The organism is Methylobacterium mesophilicum (assembly GCF_036441335.1).
GTDB lineage: Bacteria > Pseudomonadota > Alphaproteobacteria > Rhizobiales > Beijerinckiaceae > Methylobacterium > Methylobacterium mesophilicum_B.
The window spans coordinates 112,403-138,067 of record NZ_MLBW01000027.1; the positions used below are offsets into that span (position 1 = coordinate 112,403).

General features: G+C 72.3%; 20 protein-coding genes and 7 pseudogenes. 11 read left to right on the forward strand and 16 right to left on the reverse strand.

Annotated features, from left to right (window positions below; translation table 11 throughout):
* Nucleotides 1-63: 63 nt before the first annotated feature.
* A complete protein-coding gene (rho, locus tag MMR14E_RS18025) occupies nt 64-1,428 on the reverse strand; it encodes a transcription termination factor Rho (RefSeq protein ID WP_419539366.1) in 1,365 nt (454 codons plus the stop codon).
* Nucleotides 1,429-1,886: 458 nt separating this feature from the next.
* On the opposite strand from rho, the gene MMR14E_RS18030 reads away from it, so the two are divergent.
* The 5 genes and pseudogenes from MMR14E_RS18030 to MMR14E_RS18050 all read left to right on the forward strand — a co-directional run.
* Nucleotides 1,887-2,390, forward strand: coding sequence for a DUF3429 domain-containing protein (locus MMR14E_RS18030; protein ID WP_091978948.1), 504 nt, complete (start codon nt 1,887-1,889; stop codon nt 2,388-2,390).
* A 316-nt stretch (nt 2,391-2,706) separates the two neighbouring features.
* Nucleotides 2,707-4,266 carry a histidine--tRNA ligase gene (hisS, locus tag MMR14E_RS18035; RefSeq protein WP_331316144.1) on the forward strand — a complete coding sequence of 520 codons (1,560 nt, stop codon included), beginning with the start codon at nt 2,707-2,709 and terminating at the stop codon, nt 4,264-4,266.
* Between the two features lie 251 nt (nt 4,267-4,517).
* The gene (locus MMR14E_RS18040) at nt 4,518-4,955 is read left to right on the forward strand and encodes an ATP phosphoribosyltransferase regulatory subunit (protein WP_331316172.1); all 438 of its coding nucleotides are present in this window, start codon (nt 4,518-4,520) and stop codon (nt 4,953-4,955) included.
* Nucleotides 4,952-5,944: an ATP phosphoribosyltransferase gene (gene hisG / locus MMR14E_RS18045; protein WP_331316145.1), complete on the forward strand. Its 993-nt coding sequence runs from the start codon at nt 4,952-4,954 to the stop codon at nt 5,942-5,944. The genes MMR14E_RS18040 and hisG overlap by 4 nt, the downstream gene beginning before the upstream one ends.
* A gap of 23 nt (nt 5,945-5,967) precedes the next feature.
* Nucleotides 5,968-6,765, forward strand: a pseudogene (locus MMR14E_RS18050) (LysR family transcriptional regulator); the annotation flags it as partial.
* A 72-nt stretch (nt 6,766-6,837) separates the two neighbouring features.
* Here the strand turns inward: MMR14E_RS18050 and MMR14E_RS18055 are convergent.
* The 4 genes and pseudogenes from MMR14E_RS18055 to MMR14E_RS18070 all read right to left on the reverse strand — a co-directional run.
* Nucleotides 6,838-7,221 (reverse strand): lysozyme inhibitor LprI family protein, encoded by a 384-nt coding sequence (locus tag MMR14E_RS18055; protein WP_331316173.1) that lies wholly within the window; start codon nt 7,219-7,221, stop codon nt 6,838-6,840.
* Nucleotides 7,222-7,270: 49 nt separating this feature from the next.
* Complete coding sequence (gene hemJ, locus MMR14E_RS18060; RefSeq protein WP_020094048.1) at nt 7,271-7,702, reverse strand: protoporphyrinogen oxidase HemJ; 432 nt, start codon at nt 7,700-7,702, stop codon at nt 7,271-7,273.
* A 3-nt stretch (nt 7,703-7,705) separates the two neighbouring features.
* Nucleotides 7,706-8,083: a uroporphyrinogen decarboxylase family protein gene (locus tag MMR14E_RS18065; protein ID WP_331316174.1), complete on the reverse strand. Its 378-nt coding sequence runs from the start codon at nt 8,081-8,083 to the stop codon at nt 7,706-7,708.
* A 282-nt stretch (nt 8,084-8,365) separates the two neighbouring features.
* A pseudogene (locus MMR14E_RS18070) lies at nt 8,366-9,076 on the reverse strand (uroporphyrinogen decarboxylase family protein); the annotation flags it as partial.
* Nucleotides 9,077-9,542: 466 nt separating this feature from the next.
* Here MMR14E_RS18070 and MMR14E_RS18075 point away from each other — a divergent pair.
* Entirely contained in the window at nt 9,543-10,373 is an 831-nt protein-coding gene (locus MMR14E_RS18075; RefSeq protein ID WP_012321220.1) for a pyruvate, water dikinase regulatory protein, read from the forward strand.
* A gap of 112 nt (nt 10,374-10,485) precedes the next feature.
* Here MMR14E_RS18075 and MMR14E_RS18080 read toward each other — a convergent pair whose 3' ends face one another.
* The 7 genes and pseudogenes from MMR14E_RS18080 to MMR14E_RS18110 all read right to left on the reverse strand — a co-directional run bounded on the left by MMR14E_RS18080 (nt 10,486) and on the right by MMR14E_RS18110 (nt 15,148).
* Nucleotides 10,486-10,995, reverse strand: a complete 510-nt coding sequence (locus MMR14E_RS18080) for a hypothetical protein (protein ID WP_020094045.1) — start codon at nt 10,993-10,995, stop codon at nt 10,486-10,488.
* A 178-nt stretch (nt 10,996-11,173) separates the two neighbouring features.
* Entirely contained in the window at nt 11,174-11,644 is a 471-nt protein-coding gene (locus MMR14E_RS18085; RefSeq protein WP_331316146.1) for an EF-hand domain-containing protein, read from the reverse strand.
* A gap of 55 nt (nt 11,645-11,699) precedes the next feature.
* Nucleotides 11,700-11,861: pseudogene (locus MMR14E_RS18090) on the reverse strand (homocysteine S-methyltransferase family protein); the annotation flags it as partial.
* A 5-nt stretch (nt 11,862-11,866) separates the two neighbouring features.
* Nucleotides 11,867-12,805, reverse strand: a pseudogene (locus MMR14E_RS18095) (hypothetical protein); the annotation flags it as partial.
* A 20-nt stretch (nt 12,806-12,825) separates the two neighbouring features.
* Nucleotides 12,826-13,620 (reverse strand): annotated as a pseudogene (locus MMR14E_RS18100) (tetratricopeptide repeat protein); the annotation flags it as partial.
* Nucleotides 13,620-13,937: pseudogene (locus MMR14E_RS18105) on the reverse strand (DUF58 domain-containing protein); the annotation flags it as partial. The pseudogenes MMR14E_RS18105 and MMR14E_RS18100, both read right to left, overlap by 1 nt.
* Before the next feature lie 146 nt (nt 13,938-14,083).
* Nucleotides 14,084-15,148 carry a MoxR family ATPase gene (locus MMR14E_RS18110; protein WP_331316148.1) on the reverse strand — a complete coding sequence of 355 codons (1,065 nt, stop codon included), beginning with the start codon at nt 15,146-15,148 and terminating at the stop codon, nt 14,084-14,086.
* A gap of 233 nt (nt 15,149-15,381) precedes the next feature.
* Between MMR14E_RS18110 and MMR14E_RS18115 the strand changes: the two genes are divergently transcribed.
* A complete protein-coding gene (locus MMR14E_RS18115; protein ID WP_020094035.1) occupies nt 15,382-16,092 on the forward strand; it encodes an MgtC/SapB family protein in 711 nt (236 codons plus the stop codon).
* A 60-nt stretch (nt 16,093-16,152) separates the two neighbouring features.
* Here the strand turns inward: MMR14E_RS18115 and MMR14E_RS18120 are convergent, their stop codons facing one another.
* Nucleotides 16,153-16,485, reverse strand: coding sequence for a hypothetical protein (locus tag MMR14E_RS18120; protein WP_331316149.1), 333 nt, complete (start codon nt 16,483-16,485; stop codon nt 16,153-16,155).
* A 337-nt stretch (nt 16,486-16,822) separates the two neighbouring features.
* Between MMR14E_RS18120 and MMR14E_RS18125 the strand changes: the two are divergent.
* The 3 genes and pseudogenes from MMR14E_RS18125 (at nt 16,823) to MMR14E_RS18135 (ending at nt 19,952) form a co-directional block, all read left to right on the forward strand.
* Nucleotides 16,823-17,733, forward strand: a pseudogene (locus MMR14E_RS18125) (C40 family peptidase).
* Between the two features lie 135 nt (nt 17,734-17,868).
* Entirely contained in the window at nt 17,869-18,870 is a 1,002-nt protein-coding gene (gene ispH / locus MMR14E_RS18130) for a 4-hydroxy-3-methylbut-2-enyl diphosphate reductase (RefSeq protein ID WP_331316151.1), read from the forward strand.
* Nucleotides 18,871-18,986: 116 nt separating this feature from the next.
* Nucleotides 18,987-19,952 carry a homoserine kinase gene (locus tag MMR14E_RS18135; protein WP_331316153.1) on the forward strand — a complete coding sequence of 322 codons (966 nt, stop codon included), beginning with the start codon at nt 18,987-18,989 and terminating at the stop codon, nt 19,950-19,952.
* 301 nt (nt 19,953-20,253) lie between these two features.
* Here the strand turns inward: MMR14E_RS18135 and zwf are convergent, their stop codons facing one another.
* Nucleotides 20,254-21,780, reverse strand: coding sequence for a glucose-6-phosphate dehydrogenase (zwf, locus tag MMR14E_RS18140; RefSeq protein WP_331316155.1), 1,527 nt, complete (start codon nt 21,778-21,780; stop codon nt 20,254-20,256).
* Nucleotides 21,781-21,896: 116 nt separating this feature from the next.
* On the opposite strand from zwf, the gene dmeF reads away from it, so the two are divergent.
* Nucleotides 21,897-22,880, forward strand: coding sequence for a CDF family Co(II)/Ni(II) efflux transporter DmeF (dmeF, locus tag MMR14E_RS18145; protein ID WP_331316157.1), 984 nt, complete (start codon nt 21,897-21,899; stop codon nt 22,878-22,880).
* 100 nt (nt 22,881-22,980) lie between these two features.
* On the opposite strand, the gene MMR14E_RS18150 is transcribed toward dmeF, so the two are convergent.
* A complete protein-coding gene (locus MMR14E_RS18150) occupies nt 22,981-24,549 on the reverse strand; it encodes an efflux transporter outer membrane subunit (RefSeq protein ID WP_331316159.1) in 1,569 nt (522 codons plus the stop codon).
* A gap of 173 nt (nt 24,550-24,722) precedes the next feature.
* On the reverse strand, nt 24,723-25,665 hold a 943-nt coding region (locus MMR14E_RS18155), incomplete at its 5' end, for an efflux RND transporter permease subunit (protein WP_331316161.1).

Genomic DNA, 25,665 nt, shown 5'->3' on the forward strand with positions numbered 1-25,665 from the left:
GCGCCCCGGATCGCTCCGCGCCGCTCGCCACGCGGGCGGTGATGCCCGCGACCGGCGGCGACCTCAGGTGTTCATCGAGTCGAAGAAGTCGCCGTTGCTCTTGGTCTGGCGCAGCTTGTCGAGCAGGAACTCGATCGCGTCGGTGACGCCCATCGGGTTAAGGATGCGGCGCAGCACGTAGGTCTTCTTGAGCGAATCCGGCGGGACCAGCAGCTCCTCCTTGCGGGTGCCCGAGCGGGTGATGTCGATCGCCGGGAAGATGCGCTTGTCGGAGACCTTGCGGTCCAGGATGATCTCGGAATTGCCGGTGCCCTTGAACTCCTCGAAGATCACCTCGTCCATGCGCGAGCCGGTGTCGATCAGCGCGGTGGCGATGATCGAGAGCGAGCCGCCCTCCTCGATGTTGCGGGCCGCGCCGAAGAAGCGCTTGGGCCGCTGCAGGGCGTTGGCGTCGACGCCGCCGGTCAGCACCTTGCCGGAGGACGGCACCACGGTGTTGTAGGCGCGGCCGAGGCGGGTGATCGAATCCAAGAGGATCACCACGTCGCGCCCGTGCTCCACGAGGCGCTTGGCCTTCTCGATCACCATCTCGGCGACCTGCACGTGGCGGGTGGCCGGCTCGTCGAAGGTCGAGGCGATGACCTCGCCCTTCACCGAGCGCTGCATGTCGGTGACCTCCTCGGGCCGCTCGTCGATGAGCAGCACGATCAGGTAGCACTCGGGATGGTTCAGGGTGATCGACTGCGCGATGTTCTGCATCAGCACGGTCTTACCCGTGCGCGGCGGCGCCACGATCAGGGCGCGCTGGCCCTTGCCGATCGGCGCCACGATGTCGATGATCCGCGGCGAGAAATCCTTCTTGGTCGGGTTGTCCAGCTCGAGCTTGAACCGCTTCGTCGGGAAGAGCGGCGTCAGGTTGTCGAAATGGACCTTGTGCTTGATCTTCTCCGGGTTCTCGAAGTTGATCGTGTTGACCTTCAGGAGCGCGAAGTAGCGCTCGCCGTCCTTGGGGCCGCGGATCGGGCCCTCGACGGTGTCGCCGGTCCGCAGGCCGAAGCGGCGGATCTGGGTCGGCGAGATGTAGATGTCGTCCGGGCCGGGCAGGTAGTTCGAGTCGGAGGAGCGCAGGAAGCCGAAGCCGTCCTGCAGCACCTCGACGGTGCCCGAGCCGATGATCTCGACCTCCTTGGCAGCGAGCTGCTTCAGGATGGCGAACATCAGCTCCTGCTTGCGCATGGTCGAGGCGTTCTCGACCTCGACCTCCTCGGCGAAGGCCGTCAGGTCGGTCGGCGTCTTCGACTTGAGGTCCTGGAGCTTGACCTCGCGAACGCCCTCGAGGGCGGCCGGCATGGTGGGGCGATCGGCGGACACATCGGCCGGCTCCGCGGTCTCGATGTCGTCGGCGAGGGCGTCGGGATTTGGCGTCATGGGGGTATCTTGCGACCGACGGAGGTGGTGGGAGGGCCGGTTCAGTGCCAGGTGCCCGGGGGACGGGCGTCGGAGAGCGGGCCGCGCTGCGGCGAGGGGCCCGGGGTCAGGTTGGCGAAACCGATGAGGCAGGACCCTCGCGGCTCACGGGCGCGCTGCGGCGCAGACCTTGTGATGAGGGCCCGACACAGATAACGCCTTTTTCGCCCGCACTCAAGGGCCCGGGCTGGTCGACGGAGGCGTCAGTGGCCCGGGGGCGGCCCGGGGGCGGCCCGGAGGACCGGTGGGGCGACCGGCGGGGGGTCCGCGGGCCTCGCCGCAGCGCCGCGCCGGCGCTACACAGTCAGCGTCGCGCCAGGCGCGGGGCCGTGTTTCGGAACCGGGCCGGTGCGCGGCCGTTCCCTGTCCCGGTGCTGCAGCGCAGCAGACCGTCGAATCGAGAGTTCCCCCGGACCGCCATGCGCGACGACGCCACCGGACGCACCCTCACCACGCACGAGCCGCGCCGGATTCCCTGGCTCGAGATCGTCTTCGGCTTCGGCCCGATGCTGCCGATCGCCGTCGGCGCCGCCGTGGCGTGGTGGCTGAACGGCAAGCCCCTCGACTACCTCGTGGCGCTGTTCACCCTGCTCTACGCCGCCTCGATCCTGCTGTTCCTGGCCGGCGTGCGCCGCGGCGTCAGCTTCCGGACCGAGGGCGGACCGCAGGTGTCGCAGATCGTCACCATGCTGGTCCTCTACGGCCTCGGGCTGGGCAGCCTGTTCGCGGCGGTGATGGGCAAGGCGGTGCCGGCGCTCGCGATGCTGATCCTCGGCTACGCGGCGATCGGGATCCTCGACCCGATCGCCGCGCGCGCCGGCGAGGTGCCCCTGTCGCATGCCCGCCTGCGCCCGCTGCAGATGCCGATCGCCGTGGTGAGTCTCGCGGCCCTGCTCTGGCTGAAGCTGACCGCGCCGTACTGAGGTCTCTGGTCTGGGTGAACCGCGCCCTGTGCCGGACCGGGTTCCGCTCCGGTCGATGCGCCCTCTCCGTCATCGCGAGCGCAGCGACGTGACCCAGGGCGGCGCGACCTCGACAAGCGCGGCGCTGCCTGGACTGCTTCGCTCCGCTCGCGAGGACGACAACGCCGGATGGTCGGGCGGCCAGAGCGCCCGCGAACCGAATTCCCCTTTCGCCCGGCATGCTCTAGAGCCCGGCCGCAGGATCTCCGCCCGCCGGAGACGATCGAAGATTCGATGCGGGACCCAGGACTCGGGTCCGCGAGAAGCGAATGCACCCATGTCCAAGCCCGACACACCGCCCGTCACCCCGAAGGCCGAGAAGGCCGAGACCCTGAAGCCCCGCCTGCCGCGCGGCTTCGTCGACCGGCGCGCCGGCGAGATCGCCGCGCAGGGCCGGATGCTGGAGACGATCCGCAAGAGCTTCGAACTCTACGGGTTCGAGGCCCTGGAGACGCCGTTCGTCGAGTATACCGAGGCCCTGGGCAAGTTCCTGCCCGACCTCGACCGTCCGAACGCCGGCGTGTTCTCGTTCCAGGACGACGACGAGGCGTGGCTGTCGCTCCGCTACGACCTGACGGCGCCGCTGGCCCGGTTCGTGGCCGAGAACTACGACGGGCTGCCCAAGCCCTACCGGAGCTACCGGGCCGGCTACGTGTTCCGCAACGAGAAGCCGGGACCGGGCCGCTTCCGCCAGTTCATGCAGTTCGACGCCGACATCGTCGGGGCCGGCAGCGTCGCGGCCGATGCCGAGACCTGCATGCTGATGGCCGACACGCTGAACCGCCTCGGGCTCGGCGGCCGGTACGTGGTCAAGGTCAACAACCGGAAGGTGCTCGACGGCGTCATGGAGGCGATCGGGCTCGCCGGTCCCGACAAGGCCGGCCAGCGCCTCACCGTGCTGCGGGCGATCGACAAGCTCGACCGGCTGGGCGTCGACGGGGTGCGCGACCTCCTCGGCGGCGGCCGCAAGGACGAGAGCGGCGACTTCACCAAGGGCGCGGGCCTCGACGCGACGGCGATCGGCCGGATCCTCGCCTACGTGTCGTTCCAGGCCGATGCCGGCGACGGCGCCGACAAGGTGGCGTTCTGGGAGAAGTTCTTCGCCGGCTGGCACGAGGCGGTCGGCGACTCCGAGACCGGCCGGGAGGGCATCGCCGAGCTGCACGCGATCATGCGCCTCTGCGCCGCCGCCGGCTACGGGCACGACGTGATCCGGGCCGATCCGAGCGTGGTGCGCGGCCTCGAGTACTATACCGGCCCGGTCTACGAGGCCGAGCTGACTTTCCCGGTCACCAACGAGGACGGCCAGACCGTGCGCTTCGGCTCGGTGGCGGGCGGCGGGCGCTACGACGGCCTCGTCGGGCGGTTCCGGGCCGAGCCGGTCCCGGCGACCGGCTTCTCGATCGGTGTCTCGCGGCTGTTCTCGGCCCTGCAGCTCGTGAACAGCCCCCTGATCGCCGGCGCCGAGGCGCCCGGGCCGGTGGTGGTGCTGGTCCTCGACCGGGAGAACATGGCCGACTACCAGCGGCTCGTCGCGCTCCTGCGCGCCGACGGCATCCGCGCCGAGCTCTACCTCGGCGCCGCCGGCATGAAGGCGCAGATGAAGTACGCCGACCGGCGCCGCGCCCCGGTGGCCGTCATCCAGGGCTCGAACGAGCGCCTGGCCGGCGAGGTCCAGATCAAGGACCTGATCGAGGGTGCCCGGGCGGCCGAGTCCATCGCCAGCAACGCCGAGTGGAAGGCCGCGCGACCCGCGCAGGTCTCGTGTCCCGAGGCCGACCTGGTGGCGCAGGTCCGCGCCGTGCTGGCCCGGCATTTTCCGTCAACGGAGATCTGAGACACTCGCGCATCGAACCGTAAGTCGAACCGCACGTCGAACGCAGAGGCTCCGGCGGCGTTGTCGTCGGTCGGTGCCGCGGAGATGTCGGGCGACGCCGTGAGCCCGGTGAGACATGAAACAAACCGAAGAACTTAAGCCTACAAATTTGGAGCTGGACTACGATTTGCGACGCATTCAGCGATGATCCCAGGTCGGGATCGAGCCTTGCACCGGCAACGCTCAACATGCGCACGATCCGCGCGTTCCAAATTCTAAATAATATGTATCTGCGTGAGATGNAGGCCCATGGCGGGGCCGGGCTCAACGCCGAGAACCGCGCGCTCCTCGACCGCTACCGGGCGATCGCCGGCCATCCGGACGCGGCCGCCCGCGACCTGCGGGCGCTCGTCGCCGACGCGGGCATCCGGCACGACGCCCTCGCGGCCGCCCTCGACCTGTTCGAGGAGCGCACCGGCTTCATCGCGGCCCGCGGCCTGCCGATCGAGCGCTTCCGCTTCCAGGGCGGCTTCGCCCGCAACCTCGACTACTACACCGGCTTCATCTTCGAGGTGACCGAGCGGGACGGCCCGACCCTGGTGGGCGGCGGCCGCTACGACGGCCTGCTCGGCCATCTCGGCAGCCCGGCGCCGCTGCCCGCGGTGGGCTGCACCTTCTGGATCGAGCGCGTGGCGGGAGCCGGCCGATGAGTGCTCCGGACGCGACCCCCATGCCACTGATCCTCGCCGTCCCGTCCAAGGGCCGCCTGCAGGAGAATGCCAGCGCGTTCTTCGGCCGGGCCGGGCTGAAGCTCGCTCAAGGAGCGGGCGCCCGCGACTACCGGGGCAAGCTCCTGGGCGTGCCCGACGTCGAGGTGCGCTACCTCTCGGCCTCCGAGATCGCCGCGCAGCTCGCCTCGGGCGCCGCCCATCTCGGCGTCACCGGCGAGGACCTGATCCGCGAGACCCTGCCGGACGTGCGCGGCCAGGTCGAGCTGCTGACCCCGCTCGGCTTCGGCAACGCCACCGTGGTGGTGGCCGTGCCCCAGGCCTGGATCGACGTGCGCGACATGTCCGACCTCGACGAGGTCGCGGCCGGCATGCGGACCCGCCACGGCCGGCGCCTGCGGGTCGCCACCAAGTACGTGAACCTGACCCGCCGGTTCTTCGCCGAGAAGGGCGTCGCCGACTACCGGATCGTCGAGAGCCTGGGCGCCACCGAGGGGGCGCCGGCCGCGGGCTCGGCCGAGATCGTGGTCGACATCACCACAACGGGGGCGACGCTCTCGGCCAACGCCCTGAAGGTGCTGGACGACGGCATCATCCTGCGCTCGGAGGCGAACCTCGTCGCCTCGCTGAAGGCGCCCTGGGGCGCGGGCCAGCGGGCCGCGCTCCGCACGGTGCTGGGCCGCATCGCCGCCGAGGAGCGCGCCCGGACCACCCGGGAGGTGCGCGCCGCCCTGCCGGAGAGCGGCACGATCGACCTCGCCACCCTGGCGGGCCTGCACGAGGCCGAGCTGCCCTACGGCGCACCGAAGGGTCCGGAGGGCGAGATCGTCCTGCGCTGCCGGGAGGCCGCGGTGTTCGACCTCGCGGGCGCCCTGGTCGAGGCCGGCGCGCGGGCCGTCACGGTGCGGCGGGTCGACTACGCCTTCGCGGCCGAGAACCCGCTGGCGGAGCGGCTCCTGGCGCGGCTCTGAGACCGCCGCGCGATGGAGCCGAGATGGAGCTGAAATGGCTCGAGGACTTCCTGAGCCTCGCGCGCACCGGCAGCTTCTCGCGCTCGGCGGTCGAGCGCCACGTCACCCAGCCGGCCTTCGGCCGCCGCATCCGGGCGCTCGAGGGCTGGCTCGGGGTCGCGCTGGTCGACCGCAGCACCTACCCGACCGCCCTGACGCCGGAGGGCCGGCTGTTCCTGGAGACCGCCGAGGAGACCGTGCGGCGGCTCCACGGCAGCCGCGACGCGCTCCGGGCCCGGATCCGGCCGCCGCCGCGGACCGTGTCGGTGGCGGCGCTCCACACCCTGGCGCTGACCGTCTTCCCGCGCTGGTTCCGGGACGTCGAGGCCCGCACCGGGCCCCTCGGCAGCCGGCTGCTGCCCGATGATTTCCACGCCTGCGTGCAGGCGCTGGCCGAGGGCGGCTACGACCTGCTGCTGACCTACCACCATCCCCTCGTGCCGATACCCCTCGACCCGGCGGCCTTCCCGCACCTCGTCATCGGCCGGGACAGCCTCGTGCCGGTGCAGCGGCCCGGGCCGGCCGCGGACCGGCCCGGGCTCGGCTATCCGCGGGACTCGTTCCTGGGCCGGGTCGCGGCGCTGGCCGGCGACGCGGCGGAAGCCGCCCATGTCAACGAGAACGCCATGGCGGAGGCCCTGAAGTTCATGGTCCTCGCGGGCCACGGCCGCGCGTGGCTGCCCGAGAGCCTCGTCGCCCGCGAGCTCGCCGACGGCAGCCTCGTGGCGGCCGGGCCGGGCACGCCGCTGGNGTGGCCGCGTGCCGGCCGGAGGGCCGGCCGGAATACGCCGCGCAGGCGGCGCTGCCGCGCGCGGCCTGACCGCGGGCGAGAGCCGGAACCCGCGCGGGCACCCTCACGGGCCCTGCTTGGCGAACTCCGCCAGGACCCCGCGCAGCACCTTGAGACGGGCGTCGTAGGCGGCCGTCAGGCAGCCGACGTCGCCGCCGCAGGCCCGACGCTCCGTCAGCCACGCCTCCTGGTCGTCGCGCAGCTTGGCCTGGCCGCCCATCGGCAGCACGCTCTTCAGGATCTCGAACCGGGTCGCCATCTCGACGTCCCGGTCGTTGAGGGGGAGATGCGCGCAGATCGCCTTCTCGTCGGCGGCCTCGGCCCTGTCGCACGGGAAGCTCGCGGCCCGGGCGGGGGACGCGGTGATCGCGCCGGCGACCGGGGCGGCCAGGACGGCCAGGACGGCCAGGACGGCCGGCGCGAGGGCGCGGATGAGGGGCTTCGACATGGCCTCCCAACGGGCTGGCCGCGGAAAGGCTCCGACCGGCATCGCGGGATCAGAGGCCCGGCTTGACGATCGCCAGGATGACGATGCCGATCATCAGCAGCGTCGGCACCTCGTTGAGCACCCGGTAGAACTTGTGCCCGCGGGTGTTCCGGTCGGCGGCGAAATCCTTGACCATCCGGGCGAGCCAGCCGTGGATGCCCGACATCGCCAGCACCAGCGCGAACTTCGCCTGCAGCCAGACGCTCGCGTAGAAGCCGCTCATCCAGGCGAGCGCCAGCCCGAACACCCAGGTGGCGATCATGGCCGGGTTCATGATCGCCTTGAGCAGCCGGCGCTCCATCACCTTGAAGGTCGCGGACTGCGCCTCCGCGCCGGGCGGCAGGCTCGCGTGGTAGACGAACAGCCGGGGCAGGTAGAGCATCCCGGCCATCCAGGCGATCAGGCTGATGACGTGGAGGGCCTTGATCCAGTCGTACAGCACGGCTCAGCCCTGGCCGCGCAGCCGCGCGAGCATCCGCTCGACATGGGCCACCGGCGTCTGCGGCGTGATGCCGTGGCCGAGGTTGAAGATGTGCGGCAGGCCGGCGGTCGCCGCCAGCACCGCGTCCACGGCGGCGTCGAGGGCCGCGCCGCCCGCGATCAGCGTGTCGGGATGCAGGTTGCCCTGCGTCACCGTCGCGGCCGGCACCGTCTGCCGCAGGGCCTTCAGGTCCACGCCCCAGTCGACGCCGACGGCGTCGGCGCCGGTCTCCGGCACCACCCGGGCATGGCCGTCGAGGCCCGAGCCGCGGGCGAACACGATGATCTTCGCCCCCGGCACCCGGGCGCGGACGCCCGCCACCATCCGGGCGATCGGCCGCAGCGACCAGCGGGTGAGGGCATCGGCCGCCGGTTCACGCGCCGCGAGCGCGGCCGGGAGGGCCTCATCAACCTCGACTTCGCCGACGTCCGGGCGATCATGCGCGGCATGGGCAAGGCCATGATGGGCACCGGCGAGGCGTCCGGCGAGAAGCGCGCCAACCGCGCCGCCGAGGCCGCCATCGCCAACCCGCTCCTCGACGAGGGCGCTCGCGGCGACGTCGCCGACGGGCTCGACCGTGCCGTCCGAGGCCGGAACGGCGGAGGGCACGGCGCGCGGCAGGGTGCCGGCGTGGGACTCGAAGATCTGCACGGCGTCGGCACCGGCCTCGAGCTGGCGCACGAGGTACTCGGTCTGCACCGCGACGAGGCGGTCGATCAGCGTGTCGACCAGGGCCGTGTCGCCCTCGGCCAGCGCCCGCGCGGGGGCGAGGTCCGGCGTGCCGCGGCCACCGATCATGTAGCTCGCCACCGTCCAGGGGGCGCCGCAGAAACCGAGGAGCGTGGTCTCGCCCGGCAGCTCGGTCCGCAGCCGCGTCACCGTCTCGAAGACCGGCGCGAGGTGGGTCATGATCGCCGGGTCGCCGGCCTCGCGCAGGCGCGCGAACGCGTCCCGACCGTCGAGCGGGTCGAGGCGCGGCCCCTCGCCCTCCACGAAGCGCACGTCCTGCCCGAGCGCGTGGGGGACGACGAGGATGTCGGAGAACAGGATCGCCGCGTCGAAGCCGAAGCGCCGGATCGGCTGGAGCGTCACCTCGACGGCGAAGTCCGGGCTGTAGCAGAGGTCGAGGAACGAGCCGGCCTCGGCCCGGGTCGCCCGGTATTCCGGCAGGTAGCGGCCGGCCTGGCGCATCATCCAGGCGGGGGGCGGCCCGATCGCCTCGCCCTCGAGGACGCGCAGCACCTTGCGCTCGGACGGCGTCCCGGACGTCTCCCGCTCGGGCCCGCGCTCCGTCCCCGTCATGGTCGCTCCCATCCCGTATCCCTCACCCCGCATGCCCGTCGGCGGGCGTCCTGTCGAGTCGAGGCGCGCCGATCCCCACACAGGCCCCTTCGAAAAGATAAGAGAGACTCTTGGAGTCTGTTTTTTCTCTTGGGGGGCCGAATCTCGGGGGCACAAAAGCGTCCACAGGCGGTCCCCGCCGCCGCGCCGTTAACGGGGCTTTAAAGGATTTCCTCCAACTTGCGAGAACCGGATGGTCCGACAGCGCCTTGGCAACGCCGAGTCGTGTACGGGCGCCGGATTCGCGGCCGATTCGTCCAGAGAGTCGGATTCGGCGCGTCCCGATCATCTGCCTGTGAACGGCGGAGTCGACAGCGCGCACCGGGATCGCCCTGGACCGGCCCGGCGGGGCATCCTATCCACACTCATCGACTCCCCCGGCGGCCGGCGGTGGACAACGTGGGCGCCGCGCGAGGCGACCGCACAGTCGGCTGCGAGGTCGACCGCAGAGGCGATCGGAATGGGCCGCAGCTACTTCCACCTCCACCTCGTCTCGGACTCCACCGGCGAGACGCTGATCAATGTCGGGCGCGCGGCCGCCGCCCAGTACGAGGGCGTCTCGGCGATCGAGCACGTCTACCCGCTGGTGCGCTCGGCCGCGCAGCTCGACCGGGTGATCTCGGAGATCCGGGCGGCGCCGGGCCTCGTCCTCTACACCCTGGTGGGGGGCGACCTCGGCGAGCGGCTGGAAGAGGTCGCCCGGGAGACCGGCTCGCCCTGCCTGTCGGTGCTGCGGCCGGTCCACGACCTGCTGCGCGCGTATCTCGGCGCCGAGACCACGGCGCGGCCCGGCGCCCAGCACATGCTGAACGCCGAGTACTTCAAGCGCATCGACGCGATGAACTTCACGCTGGCCCACGACGACGGCAACCTGCCGGACGATCTGGAGGAGGCCGACGTGATCCTGCTCGGCGTCAGCCGGACGTCGAAGACGCCGACCTCGATCTACCTCGCCAACCGCGGCCTCAAGACCACCAACCTGCCGCTGGTGCCGGGCATGCCGCTGCCGCCGGCGATCGAGCGGGCCCGCAAGCCCCTCGTGGTCGGCCTGTTCGCCTCGCCGGAGCGGATCGTGCAGATCCGGCAGAACCGGCTGTCGAGCCTCAACGCCGACGAATCGTCCCTCTACGTCGACCGCTCGGCGGTGGCGGACGAGATCACGATGTCCCGCAGGCTGTTCACCAAGAACCGCTGGCCGACGATCGACGTCACCCGCCGGTCCATCGAGGAGACCGCCGCGGCGATCGTCGACCTCTACCGCGACCACCGGCTGAAATTCATCGCCGACTGAGGCGGGGCCTCCGAAGGGCCGAGCCCTTCGGCGGGGTCCGGCCGTCCTCCCGAGGACGGGGCGGGCTGCCTGATGCCGGCGGCGCGCGGATCGGTCCGCGGAGCCGCCGGTGTCAGCGCGCGGAGGCGAAGTGGCTGCGCTGCTCGATCTGGGCCGCGTAGAAGTCCTCGACGACCTCGCGCACCACCTCGGCCAGCTCGTCGCCCCGGTGCTCGTCGAGCTGGATGTCGCTGCCGACCGTCCGACCGATGGAGCAGCTCGCCGCCCCCGGCACGAGGCGCTCGTTGTAGCGCTGGTTCAAGCCCGAGACCGAGATGTAGTTGCTGCCGCCGAGTTCCGGACCGTACTTGATCTTGATCTTCTGCTCGGACTCGGTGCCGCGCAGCTGCGCGCACAGGCTGATGAAGTTGTCCTGATCGATCTTCGCCTCGAGCCCGGTGATGCTGCCGTGCACGTTGTCCTCCTCGTTGAGGACCTCGGCCATCAGGTTCAGCACGCCCATGACGGGCTGGAGCGCCCGGGACCCGTCCTCGAGCAGCTTCCGCCGGAAGTCGTTGCTGCGCTCGTCGGCCGCCTGCAGCCGCGCGCGAAACCTGTCCTTGACCTCGTTGGCGCGTGCCATCGCGCTCCTCCCTGGTGGTTTACCGATGCTTTGCTGACCGGATAACCGAAACCTACGAGGCCAATTCAGATGACGCAAGATAGTGCAAAATATTGATGCCTGCTCAGAACGTGAGCCGTTGCACAGGAATAGTACTTGCTCATGAACTGTGCAACGGCCGCGGGCCCGGGAGGCGCGCCTACTTCAGGAGCTGCAGCAGGCTGCGCCCCGCCGGGGACTTGAGTTCCTCGGCGTCGAGGGTGCCGTCGTTGTCGGGATCGGCCGCCTTGAAGCGCTGCTCGACCAGGGCGAGGTATTCCTTGCGGTCGAGGGTGCCGTCGGAATCGGTGTCGGCGGCCTTCAGGTCCTTCTTGCTGAGCCGGCCCTTCAGCTCCTTGGCGTCGACGGTGCCGTCCTTGTCGGCCTCGGCGGCGTCGAAGACCTTGCCGGCGGCGGCCTGGGCCTCGGCCAGGTCGATCGTGCCGTCGTGGTCGGTGTCGACCCTCTTCAGCGTGCGCTCGGTGCCGGAGGACCGGGCGAGGGCCGCCGACGGCAGCGCGGCCGGCAGGACCAGGAGGGTCACGAGGGCGGTGGCGAGGGCGACGGACGGGATGCGCAGGGTCGATGCGCCCTTGGCGGCGCGGGTGGATCTGTGCGGGGTCGCGGGCATGGGGATCTCCGGTGCCGGTCGGTTCCGGCAGCCCAAATCCCGATCCCGTCCGGCGTTCGGCCTGGGCGATGGTGGTGCCCGAGAAGGTGTTGGTCTCGCAGACGTCGGCGCCGGCCAGGAAGTAGTCGAGGTGGATCTGCCGGATCGCGTCGGGCTGGGTCAGGATCAGGAGGTCGTTGTTGCCCTTCTGATCGTGGCCGTGATCCTTGAACCGGTCGGCCGCCCGAGGCCGAAGCCGATCAGCGCGAGGCCCAGCCCGAAGGCCGCGAGCGCCGCGGCGGCGACCACCAGCGGCGACGGGATCGCGGGCGGCGCCCGGTCGGTCTCGCGGTCGGGCAGGCCTCCGCCGATCTGGCGGGCCGGGATCTCGGTCTCGCGCATCGTGCGGGTGTTGGTGTCGAACCACGGGATCGCGATGGCGTCGAGGGGGATGATCTCCGGCACGCCGGGCTTCACGTCCCACTGGTAGGTGGCCCGCGCCACGGGCCCCGAGGGCGTCAGCAGGGTCTCGCGGGTGACGGGCCCCGCGAAGGTGATGATGCCGCGGGTGCGCATGACCGGCCGGGGCGGCAGGCCCTCGGCGACCATGCCCTGGGCCTCCAGGGTGACGATCCGGCGGGCGGTCTCGCCGACCTTGATGGTCTCGGGGTCCGGGCTCCAGGAATCGGTGATCGCCACGTCCTTGGCGGGCAGCCACCAGGGCTCCTTGGCGTCGGGGCCGCCGGTGGGCGCGGTCCAGGGCGCCACCGGGAACGGGATCGGCTTCGAGCGGACCTCGACCACCCGCCGCTCGCCGACATCGTTGACGGTGAGCTTGTGGACGAACGGCTCGATGGTGAACTGCCCGGCATGGTGCGGGAACACCGCCACGGTCCGGTCGAACGCGATGGCGCTCTGGCCGTCGGGGAGCTTGGTCCGGCTCCAGTGGTCGCGGCCGAGCTGCGTCCAGGAGAAGTTCGCGAGGGAGGGCTGAACCACCTCCTCGAGCAGGATCGGCTGCTTGTAGACCCCGTGGATCTTCAGCAGCACCATCTCGCGGGGGAAGGGGGCGCTGTTGCCGTTGAGTTCCGCGGTCACCGTCAGCGTGAGGTCGCCCGGCTCGATCTCGGCCCGGGCGGGGAGGGGGGCGAGGAGGATGAGGGCGAGAGCCGGGGCGCGCATCTCGGCCAGCCCGAAAGAAGTCACCACGGGTTGCTCCCGGCGGGCATCGCGGTGCCGGCCTCGACCCGGCGGGTCTGCTCGGCGCGCAGGCGCAGCTTGAGATAGCGGCCGGGATCGTCCGGCAGGGTCTGGAGCCAGAGCCGGTCCGGGCGGATCTCGTGGGCCTCGAAGCTCTTAGTCACCCGGCGGACCTCCCGCTCCGGCGCCTCGGCCACCATGGCGGAGCCACCGCCGGTCCGGCCGCGGCCGGCCGCGTCGCCGGCCGAGCCCCGGGCCTGGCCCTTGCCGGCGTCGATCGACTGCTGCTCGGCCTTGCCGCGGCGGGCGACCTTGCTGTTGCCGGGCAGCGACGCGCTGGCGTTCGATTCCTTGTTGCCGGCGAGGCCCTCGCCGCTGGAGGCGGCGTTGATGTCGTTGTTCTGGTCCTGGTTGGCGGTGTTGTTGTAGCGGGCGCCGTACTGGGCGGTGCCGTTGGCGATGCCGCCGCCGGGCCCGCGGTCGATCACCTCGGCCCGCATCCGGGCGATCAGCGAGCGGTTGGCCTGGGCGTCGGCGTCGCGGGGGTTGAAGCGCAGGGCCTCGTCGTAGGCCGCGAGCGCCCCGTCGAGGTCGCCGGCCCTGGCCAGCGCGTTGCCGAGATTGTAGCTCGCCCGCCGCCCGCCGGCGCGGAACAGCGCGACCGCGTCCGCGTAGCGGCCCGCCTCGTAGAGCGCGGTGGCGCGCCAGGCCGGATCGACGAACACGTCGGCGGCGAGGCCCGGCAGGCCGAGGCCCATCAGCAGCCGCCCGAAGCCGGTGCGGGGCTGCGAGANCAGCCGAGCAGCGCCAGGGCCTCGGCGGCCGCCACCGAGCGCAGGGCCCGGCGGGTGCCGAACAGCATCCCGGGCCGGAAATCGGCGAGCAGCACCACCGCGCGGTCGCGCTCGTCGTGGTGCGTGCGGACGTGCAGCTGCCCGGTGCGGGCCGTGGCGTTGCGGTCGATGAAGCGGCGGTCGTCGCCCTCGGACCAGAGGCGGACATCCTCCGGCTCGGAACCGCGCCCTCGGCGCCGGGTGACGATGCCGCCCGGCAGGCCCGCCAGCGTCCGGGTGGCGGGGGCCGAGCCCCGCCGGGCGAGGTGGCGCAGGCCCATCAGGGCCTCGCCCGAGAGGTGGATGCCGTGCTCGGCGCGGTCTCGCCCCGCCTCCCGGGCAGGGAAGGGCCCCCCGGCGGTCGGGCCAGCCGCCCCCGCGGCGGGGGGAGGGGATCTGCGGCGCGCCTGCCCGAACCCGAACACCGTCAGAGCGCCCGCACCCGCTGCACCAGCTCGCCGACCACACCGCGCGCCGTCCGGCCCTCGGCGGCCGCCCGCCAGGTCAGGCCGATCCGGTGGGAGAGGRCGTCGCGGGCCAGCTCCGCGACGTCCTCGGGCGTGACGTGGTCGCGGCCCCGCAGCCAGGCCCGGGCCTTGCCGGCCATCATCAGCGCCAGGGTGCCGCGCGGCGAGGCCGGGTGCTCGATCAGGGCGCGCAGGTCCGGGGCGGCCGCGTCGGTGCGGGTCGCCGCCACCAGCCGGACGAGGTAGTCCTTGAGGGCCGGCGACACGTAGGTGGCGAGCGCCGCTTCCCGGGCGGCCCGCACGTCCGCCAGCGACAGCCGCACGGTCATCGCGTCGACGTGGTGGGTGATCTCGCCCTCGACCAGGTCGAGGATCGCCCGCTCGGTGGCCTCGTCGGGCATGTCGACCACGACGTGGAGGAGGAAGCGGTCGAGCTGCGCCTCCGGCAGCGGGAAGGTGCCGGCATGCTCGATCGGGTTCTGGGTGGCCACGACCATGAACGGGTCGGAGAGCCGGTGGGTCGTCCCCGAGACCGTCACCTGCCCCTCGGCCATGGACTCGAGCAGCGCCGACTGCACCTTCGGGGGCGCGCGGTTGACCTCGTCCACCAGCACGAGGGCGTGGAACAGCGGTCCGGGCAGGAACTCGAAGGTGCCGCTGTGCTGGCCGTTCGCCTGGCGCCAGACGGTGGTGCCGGTGAGGTCGGCCGGCATCAGGTCCGGGGTGCACTGGATGCGCGCGAAGGAGCCGTCGAGGCCGTCGGCGAGGCGCTTGACCGCGCGGGTCTTGGCGAGGCCCGGCGCGCCCTCGATCAGCAGGTGGCCGCCGGTCAGGAGCCCGATCAGCAGGCGCTCCACGAGGCCGGCGCTGCCGATCAGGCCGCGCTCCAGCCCCTCGCGCAGCGCCATGACGCGGCCGTGCAGGGCGGCGTCGGGCGTGCTGCCGGGCGTCGTGCTGCCGGGCGTGCTGCTCGGCGCGGTGTCGGGCCGGCGTTCGGCGAGGGCGCCGCTGGTGGCGCCGCTCATGCGGAGAACGATCCGGTGCGGACCGAATCCGCCCGTCGGGCCTTGTCCTGGGCCGTGTGCTGCATCCTGCACGTCTCCTCGGCCGGGTCCCGAATTCTTAAGGGATCCTCAGGCTCTTGCCGGTGTGCCCGCTGCCCGGTGCGGCCGTCAATCCCGCTTCGGGCACGCTTTCCGGTCGGGACGCGGCCACGGTGTCACGGTTCCGTCACCTCCCCGCTTTCATGAGACGGTGGATGACCAGCTACGCCGCCCTCCCGGAAGAACTGAAATCCGCCATCGGCCTGCTCGTGGCCTTCGTGCTGGGCACGATCATCGGGGCCGAGCGGCAGTACCGGCAGCGCACCGCGGGCCTGCGCACGGCCGTGCTGGTCGCGGTCGGGGCCAGCGCCTTCGTGGATCTCGGCATGCGCCTGACCGGTCCGGACGGGGGCGTCCGCACGGTGGCCTACGTGATCTCCGGCATCGGCTTCCTCGGCGCCGGCGTGATCATGAAGGAGGGGATGAACGTCCGCGGCCTCAACACGGCCGCGACCCTGTGGTGCTCGGCCGCGGTCGGGGCCTTCTGCGGCGCGGACCTGCCCCTGGAGGCGGTGTTCGTGATGGTGACGGTGCTCGCCTGCAACACGGCGCTCCGGCCGCTGGTGAACGCCATCAACCGCGCGCCGATCCGCGAATCCGCCACCGAGGCGACCTACGAGGTCCAGGTCACCACGGCGCCCGGCGAGGCCGGGCCGGCCCAGGACATGCTGGTCGAGCGCCTGGAGGCGGCGAACTACCCGGTCGGCAGCGTCGAGATCGAGGAGCGCGGCGAGAGCGCGGTCGACGTGGTGGCGACGCTCACGGCCAGCGCGGTCAAGGCGGAGGAACTCGACGCCGTGACCAACGAGCTGGCCCGGATGCCCGGCATCCGCCACGCCACGTGGTCGGTGCAGACCGCCGACTGAGCGCGGGCGATCCGGCCGTGTGATCCGGACAGCGCGCCCTCCGGCGGCGGGCCCGGGCCGTCAGCGGCGCGGGTCGAGGGGCCGGCTGCGGCGCTCGATCACCACGGTCGGGCGCGTCCGGCGCTCCACCACCACGGTGCGCGGGGCCCGGCTCGGGCTCGCATGGGTCAGGATCCGCTCGGGCGCGCGCTCCGGCTTGACCTTCTTGGCCGCCAGGACGTGGGGGCGGACCTCGTCGGCCGGAAGGCCCATCAGGCCGGCGGCGATCTCGACCTGCTGCTCGACGTCGTCCGCGAGGTCCTGCGCGGCGGCGACCGCCTCGCTCACGGTCGGCGGCTCGCGGCGGACGCGGATCGGCGGCAGGTCGGCGAAGCTCTTCTGCGTCTTCTTCACGGGGCGACTCGCGGTCTTCATGCGCCAGACATAGCGCCTTCCGGGCAGGTTGTGCAGTGCATCAAAAACGTGTGATGGGCGCCTCCCGCACATGTCTCGCGTCCGGGTGACGCGGATGTGATGCCGGTTCGAGGCCGGCTGCCGCCGCGTTGTGCAGCCCCGGGCCCCCGGTGCCCGATCGGCGGGGCCGTCCGGCGATCCCGCGGGCAGATGCCGGCCGCCCCGGTCGCGACGGGCGCCCCTATGCGTCACAGTGGCGCAGAGGTGACGCACCGATGGCGTAGGTCGGCGGCCCCGCGCTTACCCGCGCTTCAGGCCGGCATGGTAGGGTGCGCGCATGACCGAGAGCCTCGATCCCCGGCTGACCCCGGCCCGGCCGCACGTCGCCGATCTCCGCCTGCGGGACCGCGTCGCGGCGGCGCGCTACGTCGCCGGCACGCCGCGGCGCGGTCGAGGGCGCGGACCTGCTGCCTGGTCGCCGAGCTCGCCGCCTGATCAGATCGCGGGCTTCGCGAGGCGCTGCGCCGCGCGCCCGCCGCCGATGCCGGGCTCGACACCGAGGCGCTGCTCGGCGACGCGGTCGATCTCTACGACGCGGCGGACGGCTTCGCCTTCGTGCAGCTCGTCCGCGACGGCTACGTCGGCTACCTGCCGGCCGACAGCCTCGGTCCGGTCGATCCGGAGCCGACGCACCGCGTCACGGCCCTGCGCACCTTCCTGTATCCCGAGCCGGACCTGAAACGCCCGGTCCTGGGCCATCTCAGTCTCGGCGCCCGCCTCGCCGCGACGGGGGAGACCGGCGCCTACCTGGAGACGCCGGGCGGCTACGTGTTCGCCCGCCACTGCGCGCCCGTCGACGCCCGCGCGCCGGACTACGCGGCGACGGCCGCGCGGCTCGCCGGGACGCCCTACCTCTGGGGCGGCCGCACCAGCCTCGGGCTCGACTGCTCCGGCCTCGTCCAGCTCTGCCTCGACGCGGCGGGGCTGCCCTGCCCGCGCGACGCCGACATGCAGGAGCAAGCCCTCGGTCAGGCGCTGCCCTTCGACCCCGCGCGCCCGGACCGCGCGGGCCTGCGCCGGGGCGACCTCGTGTTCTGGCGCGGCCATGTCGGGCTGATGGCCGATCCCGAGACGCTGATCCACGCCAACGGCCACCACATGGCGGTCGCCGCGGAGCCGCTCGCCGAGGCGGTCGCCCGCATCGCGGCGCACAGCTTCGGCGCCGTGACGGGGATCCGCCGCCTCTGAAGGGGTGGCGCGGGTCCCATTCCCGCGGCAATCGTGCTACAGACGGGCCACGGAGCGGCCCCGCTTCCCTCTTCCCGCCCGGTTCCTGGGCCAGTCCTGTTGACAGGACAGCCCCGCCCTCGCCACATCCCCCGCATGACCGCCGATATCGCGACCCCCGAGCCCGTCCCGGGCACCGCCGGCAAGCCGCCGCTGGAGATCCTGCTCTGCGCCCCGCGCGGCTTCTGCGCCGGCGTGGTGCGGGCCATCGACGTCGTGGAGCGGGCGCTCGCCATCTACGGGCCGCCCGTCTACGTCCGCCACGAGATCGTGCACAACAAGTACGTCGTGGAGAGCCTGAAGCGGAAGGGCGCCGTGTTCGTCCGCGAGCTCGACGAGGTGCCGGACGGCGGCGCCCCGGTGATCTTCTCCGCCCACGGCGTGGCCAAGACCGTGCCGGCCAACGCTGATTCGCGCGGGCTGACCACGATCGACGCGACCTGCCCGCTGGTGACCAAGGTCCACCGCGAGGCCGAGATCCACCACAAGCGCGGCCGCCACGTGCTGCTGGTCGGCCATTCCGGCCATCCCGAGGTGGTGGGCACGATGGGCCAATTGCCCAAGGGCTCGATCACCCTCGTGGAGGATCTCGAGCAGATCGCCGCCCTGACGCCCGACAATCCCGACAACCTCGCCTGGGTCACCCAGACGACCCTGTCGGTGGACGACACCCGCCACATCGTCGACGCCCTGAAGAAGAAGTTCCCGAACATCACCGGGCCGCACAAGGACGACATCTGCTACGCCACCACCAACCGCCAGGAGGCGGTGAAGCAGGTGGCGCCGCTGGTCGACGCCCTGATCGTGGTGGGCTCCTCGAACTCGTCGAACTCGCAGCGCCTGCGCGAGGTCGCCGAGCGCGTCGGCTGCCCGATCACCCGCCTCGTGCTCCGCGCCGAGGAGATCGACTGGCCGGCCTTCGAGGGGATCCGCAAGCTCGGCCTCACGGCCGGCGCCTCGGCCCCCGAGGTCCTGGTCGAGGAGATCATCGACGCTTTCGCGGCCCGCTACGACGTGATCGTCGACACGGTCTCGACGGTGATCGAGGACATGGTCTTCCCGCTGCCGCGGGAGCTGCGCAGCGAGGCCGCCGAGTAGGCGGTCCGGTCCGACGGCGCCGGCCGACCCTTCAGGCTCGGGGCGCGGCAGGCTTTATGCGGGGGCGCTTCGGCGCCCCTTGCCGTATCGAACTTCCGACATCAGAGCGCAGACACGTGGCCGTCTACACCGAGGTATCCGACGCGGCGCTCGCCGAGTTCCTGTCCGCCTACGCGATCGGCAGCCTGCTCTCCTTCAAGGGCATCGCCGAAGGGGTCGAGAACTCGAACTTCTTCCTGCACACCACCGAGGGCGCCTACATCCTGACGCTCTACGAGAAGCGCGTCCGGGAACAGGACCTGCCGTTCTTCATCGGGCTGATGGAGCACCTCTCGGCCCGCGGCCTCGCCTGCCCGCAGCCGGTGCGCGACCGGGCCGGCCAGGCCCTCGGCCGGCTCTGCGGCCGGCCCGCCGCCATCGTGAGCTTCCTGGAGGGCGTCTCGGTCAAGGCACCGGGCGTCGAGCATTGCCGGGAACTCGGCCGGGCGCTCGCGGAGCTGCACGCCGCCGGCCGGGACTTCCCGATGGTGCGGGACAACAACCTCTCGGTGTCCGCGTGGCGCCCGCTCTTCGCCCAGGCCGAGGCCCAGGCCGATTCGGTCGAGCCCGGCCTCACGGCGCGCACCCGGTCGGACCTCGCCGTCCTGGAGGCGCACTGGCCCCGGGATCTGCCGGGCGGCGTCATCCACGCGGACCTGTTCACCGACAACGTCTTCTTCATCGGCGACGCCCTGTCGGGCCTGATCGACTTCTACTTCGCCTGCACGGACGCCTTCGCGTACGACCTCGCGGTCTGCCTGAACGCCTGGTGCTTCGACCCTGACGGCACCTTCCACCGGGACATGGCCGCCGCGCTGATCGCCGGCTACGAGGCCGTGCGGCCCCTGGAGAGCGCCGAGGTCGATTCCCTGCCGATCCTGTGCCGGGGCGCCGCGCTCCGCTTCATGCTCACCCGGCTGGTCGACTGGCTGAACGTGCCCCCGGGCGCCCTGGTGAAGCCGAAGGACCCGCGGGAATTCGACCGCCGGCTCACCTTCCACCGGCAGGCGCGGGACGCGCGGGATTACGGGCGGGCGGGCTGAGACGCGGACGAGCCGGCGATCCGCTGACCAACCGGGTCGATCCGTCTGCCACGACCGGTCTGGCAGAGCCCGACCGCGTCGTCACGGGCGCAGCGCGGTGACCCGGGGTCGCGCGCCGCTCGTCGCCGTGGCGCTGCCCTGGATCGCTTCGCTGCACGCGCGATGGCGTCTGGGCCGCGGGGAACCGCAGGCGGCCGCACGGCTCCGGGAAGGGGCTCCGGGAAGGGGCTCCGGGAAGGGGCTCCGGGAAGGGGCGGCGCGGAACCGACGACCCGCGCGTGCGAACGGATCGTCAGGCCGCTCAGTCGGTCTCGCCGTCCAGTCCCAGCCAGTGGCGGCCGTCGCGGGCCAGCAGCGTGTCGGCCTCCGCCGGGCCGGCGCTGCCCGCGGGGTAGAAATTCACCTCCGCCTGCGGCCAGCCCTCGAGCAGGGGATCGACCGCCGCCCAGCCGGCCTCGATGTTGTCGGCGCGCTGGAACAGCGTCGCGTCGCCGGTCATGCAATCGTAGAGCAGCGTCTCGTAGCCGACATTCGGCCGGTCGGCGAAGAAGTCCTTGTAGCGGAAGCCGGAGCGCACCCGGCCGATCTTCATCTGCGGCCCCGGCACCTTGACGTTGAACTCGGTGCTGACCCCGTGATCGGGATCGATCTGGATCCGCATCACGGTGGGCGCGAGGTCGGCCGTGGGGGTGTCCTCGAACATCTTGAACGGCGCCGGCTTGAACAGCACCGCGATCTCGGTGCGCCGCCCGGTCATGCGCTTGCCGGTGCGGACGTAGAACGGCACGCCGGCCCAGCGCCAGTTCTCGATGTTGAGCTTCAGGGCGATGTAGGTCTCGGTGACCGAGTCCTTCGCCACGTGCGGCTCGTCCCGGTAGGCGGGCACGGCGCGGCCCTCCGAGGTCCCGGCCGTGTACTGGCCGCGGACCGCGTCCTCGGGCGGGATCGGCTTGACGGCCTCGGCGAGCTTGGCCTTCTCGGTGCGGACGGCCTCCGCGTCGAAGGAGTTCGGCGGCTCCATGGCGACCATGCAGAGCAGCTGGAACATGTGGTTCGGCACCATGTCGCGCAGCGCCCCGGTCGGCTCGTAGAAGCCGCCCCGCTCCTCGACGCCCACGGTCTCGGCCGCCGTGATCTGGATGCTGTCGATGTATTCCCGCCGCCAGACCGGCTCCAGCAGGCCGTTGGCGAAGCGGAACGCCATGATCGACTGCACCGTCTCCTTACCCAGGAAGTGGTCGATCCGGTAGAACTGGCTCTCGTCGCCCTGGCGGAGGATGCGGGCGTTCAGCTCCCGCGCCGAGGCGAGATCGGAACCGAACGGCTTCTCGATGACGACGCGGCGGAAGCTGTCGCCCTCCTGCTTGAGCAGGCCGGCCTGCCCGAGCCCGTCCACGATCGTCCCGAAGAAGCGCGCCGCCACCGCGCAGTAGAACACCGCGCTGCCGGTGACCCGCTGCTTCACGGCCGCGTAGGTTTCGGGCTTCTCGAAATCGCCCTTGAGGTAGTGGAGCCGGTCCCGGATGAAGCCCCAGCTCTTCGGGTCGATGTGGTCGGCGTGGAACTCCGAGGTCGGGTCCTTGCTGAACGCCTCCAGGGTCTGGGTGAGATTCTCGCGGAGCGACTCGTCGGTCCCGTCATTGTGATCGATGCCGAGGATCGAGAAGCCCTCGGACAGCAGGCCGGCGCCGGCGAGGTTGTAGAGCGAGGGCATCAGCAGGCGCTTGGTCAGGTCGCCGCCGGCCCCGAAGATCACCAGCGTGCAGGGCGGCGCCGGCTGCGTGCCGCAGGCGGCCGTGTCCTTGAGGGCTGTCGTCGGCTCGGCCATCCCTGACTCCCGTGTGGCTGCGGCGCAGCAAACCGGCCTGACAACCCGCCGCGGCGAGGCCCGTTCCGGTGCCCGCTGGGCTATGCTGCGCCGAGTCTAGGATCAAGGAACCCCGCATGCATACCCACTCCCTCGAGCCCTGGGCCCACAGCCACGTCTTCCTGGGCGACCGGCACGATCGCCATGCCCGCCGGACCTGGGCGGTGGTCGCGCTCACGGCCGCCACGATGGTGGTGGAGATCGTCGGCGGCACGTGGCTCGGCTCGATGGCCCTGGTCGCCGACGGCTGGCACATGTCGACCCACGCGGCGGCGCTGGGCATCGCGGCGCTCGCCTACCATTTCGCCCGGCGCCACGCGGACGATCCCCGCTTCAGCTTCGGCACCGGCAAGTTCGGCGACCTCGCGGCCTTCGCCAGCGCGCTGCTGCTCGGCCTGATCGCCCTGCTGATCGGCGCCGAGAGCCTCGACCGGCTGCTGCACCCGGTGGCGATCGGCTTCGGTCAGGCGATCCCGATCGCCGTCGTGGGGCTCGCCGTGAACCTCGCGAGCGTCTGGCTGCTGCACGACGACCCCGACGATCACGCGGGCCACGGTCACCATCACGGCGGCCACGCGCATGGGGGCCACGGCGGCCACGGCGGCCATGGCGGCCATGGCGGCCATGACACGAACTTCCGGGCCGCCTACGTCCACGTCCTCGCCGACACGCTGACCTCGGTCCTGGCCATCGTGGCACTGCTCGGCGGGCGCTACCTCGGCCTCGCCTGGCTCGACCCGGCCATGGGCCTCCTCGGAACCGCGGTGATCCTGGCGTGGTCGTGGAGCCTGCTGCGGACGTCCGGCCTCGTGCTCCTCGACGCGCGGCCCTCGCCCGCCGCCACCCGGGAAATCCGGGAGCGCCTGGAGATCGGCGGCGACCGGGTCAGCGACCTGCATCTCTGGCAGGTCGGGCCGGGTCACCGGGCCGCCGTCATCGCCCTCGTCAGCGACGATCCCCGGCCGCCGGCGCACTACAAGGCGCGGCTCGCCGGGATGAAGGGCCTCAGCCACGTCACCGTCGAGGTCCAGCCCTGCGGGGGGCACGCGGTGGTGGCCTGACGGCCCCGCGCCCCGGCGGAGGCCCGCACCCCGTCCGCGCCTCGGGATGCGGGCGCGGGCCGGACGGTGCGCGCCGGTGGGGTGCTCGGCTCGGAGGCCGCTACTCGTCGGGGCGGACCGCCTGGCCGCCCCGGTCGATCGGCAGGCTCGGACCCTTCAGCTCGGAATCGCTCGGCAGGGCGCGCACGTCCCAGCCGCCGCCGAGCGCCCGGATCAGCGTGACCGCCGCGGTGAAGCGGCTCAGCCGCACCTGGAGGGCGTTGACCTCGTTGTTCACGAGCAGGTTCTGGGCGGTCACCACCGTGGTGAAGTTCTGGGTACCGGCCCGGTACTCGTTGAGGGTGATCTCCACCGCCTTGCGCGACAGGTCGACCGCGGTGTCCTGGGCCCGCTGCTGCTGGCCGAGGATGCGCACGGCCGCCATCTGGTTCTCGACCTCCGCGAAGGCGGCGAGCACCACCTGACGGTAATTGGCCACCGCCGAATCGTAGCCGGCCTCGGCGGAGCGCAGGGCCGCCGTGCGGGCGCCGCCGTCGAACAGCACCTCGCTGCCGGAGGCCGCCACCGACCAGACCTGGTTGGTCGCCGAGAGCAGACCGTTGCGGGTCGCCCCCGAGATGCCGCCCTGGGCCGAGATCGTCACGGTCGGGAAGAAGGCCGCCACCGCCACGCCGATGCGCTCGCTCTGCGCCTGCACGAGGCGCTCGGCCTGGGCCACGTCCGGCCGCCGCTCCAGCAGGTCGCCGGGGATGCCCACCGGAACGCCCGGCGGGCTGCGCGGGATGCCGGCCACCGGGATCGACACCTCCGAGGGCGGGCGCCCGATCAGCGTGGCAATGGCGTTGACGTACTGAACCCGGGTCAGCCGCACCGCGATGGCCTGGGCCTCGATGGTCTGGACCTGGGTCTGGGCGGTGATCACGTCGGAGCGCGCGGCCACGCCGGCGGCGTACTGGTTCTCGGTGATCGCCAGGGTCTTCTTGAAGTTCTCGACGTTCTCGTCGAGCACCTTCTGGAGGGAGTCGGCGTAGCGCACGGTCAGGTAATCGGCCGCGATCTCCGCCTGGATGCTCAGCCGGGTCAGCGCGATCGTGGCGGCGTCGGACTGCGCCAGGGCCGCCTCGCTCTCGATGGTGCGGCGGGTGCCGCCGAACAGGTCGAGCTCCCAGCTCGCCTGGCCCAGCAGCGCCACGTTGGTGCGCGTGGTGGTGCCGCTGCCGGTCCGGGTGATGCTCGGCGCGCCGATCACCGTCGGGTACAGGGCGGCCTGCGCCGAGGCGACGAGCGCCCGGGCCTGCCGGTAATTCGCCACCGCCTGCCGGAGGGACTGGTTGTCGACGTCGACGAGGCGGATCAAGCGGTCGAGGGTCGGGTCCTTGAACACCCGCCACCAGTCGCCGCGCTCGACCGCGTCGCTCGGCCGGGCCTCGCGCCAGCCCTTCTTCCGCGCCGCGACGTAGGCCGGGCTGTCCTCCCGGACACCGCCCTGCTTGTAGGCCAGCGGCGTCTCCACCGAGGGCCGGGTGTAGTCGGGGCCGACCACGCAGCCGGCGAGGAGCGGGGCGGCGAGGAGCAGGGATGCCAGGGTGCGACGCCGACGATCGGCCGCCGCGGGTTCGTGGCGCGACGGTCGGACGCACGCAGGCCTGAGGCCCGCCCGCGCCCTCATCCCGAGGTGCCGGCGCGCGGCGGAGGCCGCGAGGGACGGCTCCAGCCAGCCGCGCGATCCCTGGAATCCTCCTCCGAGGCCCTCTGCCCTGGGCGCCTCGGGACGAGGCCGCGGGTCGGACAGACCTTCACACCCGACCGGAGCCGCCGCTGTTTCACGTGAAACCTTAACCATCACTCTCCGGCCGGCAGCGCCGCTTCTCCGCCCCGCCCGGCGCGCCGGCGCCGGTTGAGCACCCTGTGCCGGAGGCGATCGAGGGTGAGGTAGACGACGGGGGTGGTGTAGAGGGTCAGGATCTGGCTCACAATCAGTCCGCCGACGATGGCGATGCCCAGCGGGCGGCGCAGCTCCGCGCCCTCGCCGTTGGCCAGGATCAGCGGCACGGCGCCGAGCATGGCGGCCAGCGTCGTCATCATGATCGGCCGGAAGCGCAGGAGACAGGCCTCGCGGATCGCGTCCACGGGATTCGCGGCCCGGGTCCGCTCGGCGTCGATCGCCACGTCGATCATCATGATCGCGTTCTTCTTCACGATGCCGATCAGCAGGAACACGGCGATCAGCGCGATGATGGTGAAGTCGGTGCCGGTCACCAGCAGGGCCAGCACCGCGCCGACGCCGGCCGAGGGCAGGGTCGAGAGGATCGTCAGCGGGTGCACGAAGCTCTCGTACAGGATCCCCAGCACCGCGTAGACCGCCAGGATCGCCGCCAGGATCAGCAGCGGCTGGCGCGACGCCGAGGCGACGTAGTTCTTGGCCGCGCCGGCATACTCGCCGTGGATCGTGGCGGGCAGCTGCAGGGACGCCATGGCCCGGTCGATGGCGTCGGTGGCGTCCGACAGGCTCTTGCCCGGGGCGAGGTTGAACGAGATCGTGGTCGCCACGAACAGGCCCTGGTGGCTCACCTGCACGGGGGCGCTGCCGGGCTCGATCCGCGCGAAGGCCGAGAGCGGCACCATCGTCTCCTTGGCGGCCGAGACCGGCGCGCTCGACGAGGCGCCGCCCTTGCTCGCCGCGATGGCGTTGGCGGAGGCGTTCCGGGCCGAGTCGGACGCGATGGCGGCGGCGTTCGAGGCGGTGTCGGCCGTGCTGGCGGAGGCGGCGGCCGCCGCCGCACCG

What these genes read in the sequence shown, in the direction of transcription:
- rho (WP_419539366.1), bottom strand. Translation starts at nt 1,428, where the DNA reads ATGACGCCAAATCCCGACGCCCTCGCCGACGACATCGAGACCGCGGAG.
- MMR14E_RS18030 (WP_091978948.1), top strand. Translation starts at nt 1,887, where the DNA reads ATGCGCGACGACGCCACCGGACGCACCCTCACCACGCACGAGCCGCGC.
- hisS (WP_331316144.1), top strand. Translation starts at nt 2,707, where the DNA reads ATGTCCAAGCCCGACACACCGCCCGTCACCCCGAAGGCCGAGAAGGCC.
- hisG (WP_331316145.1), top strand. Translation starts at nt 4,952, where the DNA reads ATGAGTGCTCCGGACGCGACCCCCATGCCACTGATCCTCGCCGTCCCG.
- MMR14E_RS18055 (WP_331316173.1), bottom strand. Translation starts at nt 7,221, where the DNA reads ATGTCGAAGCCCCTCATCCGCGCCCTCGCGCCGGCCGTCCTGGCCGTC.
- MMR14E_RS18075 (WP_012321220.1), top strand. Translation starts at nt 9,543, where the DNA reads ATGGGCCGCAGCTACTTCCACCTCCACCTCGTCTCGGACTCCACCGGC.
- MMR14E_RS18080 (WP_020094045.1), bottom strand. Translation starts at nt 10,995, where the DNA reads ATGGCACGCGCCAACGAGGTCAAGGACAGGTTTCGCGCGCGGCTGCAG.
- MMR14E_RS18085 (WP_331316146.1), bottom strand. Translation starts at nt 11,644, where the DNA reads ATGCCCGCGACCCCGCACAGATCCACCCGCGCCGCCAAGGGCGCATCG.
- MMR14E_RS18115 (WP_020094035.1), top strand. Translation starts at nt 15,382, where the DNA reads ATGACCAGCTACGCCGCCCTCCCGGAAGAACTGAAATCCGCCATCGGC.
- ispH (WP_331316151.1), top strand. Translation starts at nt 17,869, where the DNA reads ATGACCGCCGATATCGCGACCCCCGAGCCCGTCCCGGGCACCGCCGGC.
- zwf (WP_331316155.1), bottom strand. Translation starts at nt 21,780, where the DNA reads ATGGCCGAGCCGACGACAGCCCTCAAGGACACGGCCGCCTGCGGCACG.
- dmeF (WP_331316157.1), top strand. Translation starts at nt 21,897, where the DNA reads ATGCATACCCACTCCCTCGAGCCCTGGGCCCACAGCCACGTCTTCCTG.
- MMR14E_RS18150 (WP_331316159.1), bottom strand. Translation starts at nt 24,549, where the DNA reads ATGAGGGCGCGGGCGGGCCTCAGGCCTGCGTGCGTCCGACCGTCGCGC.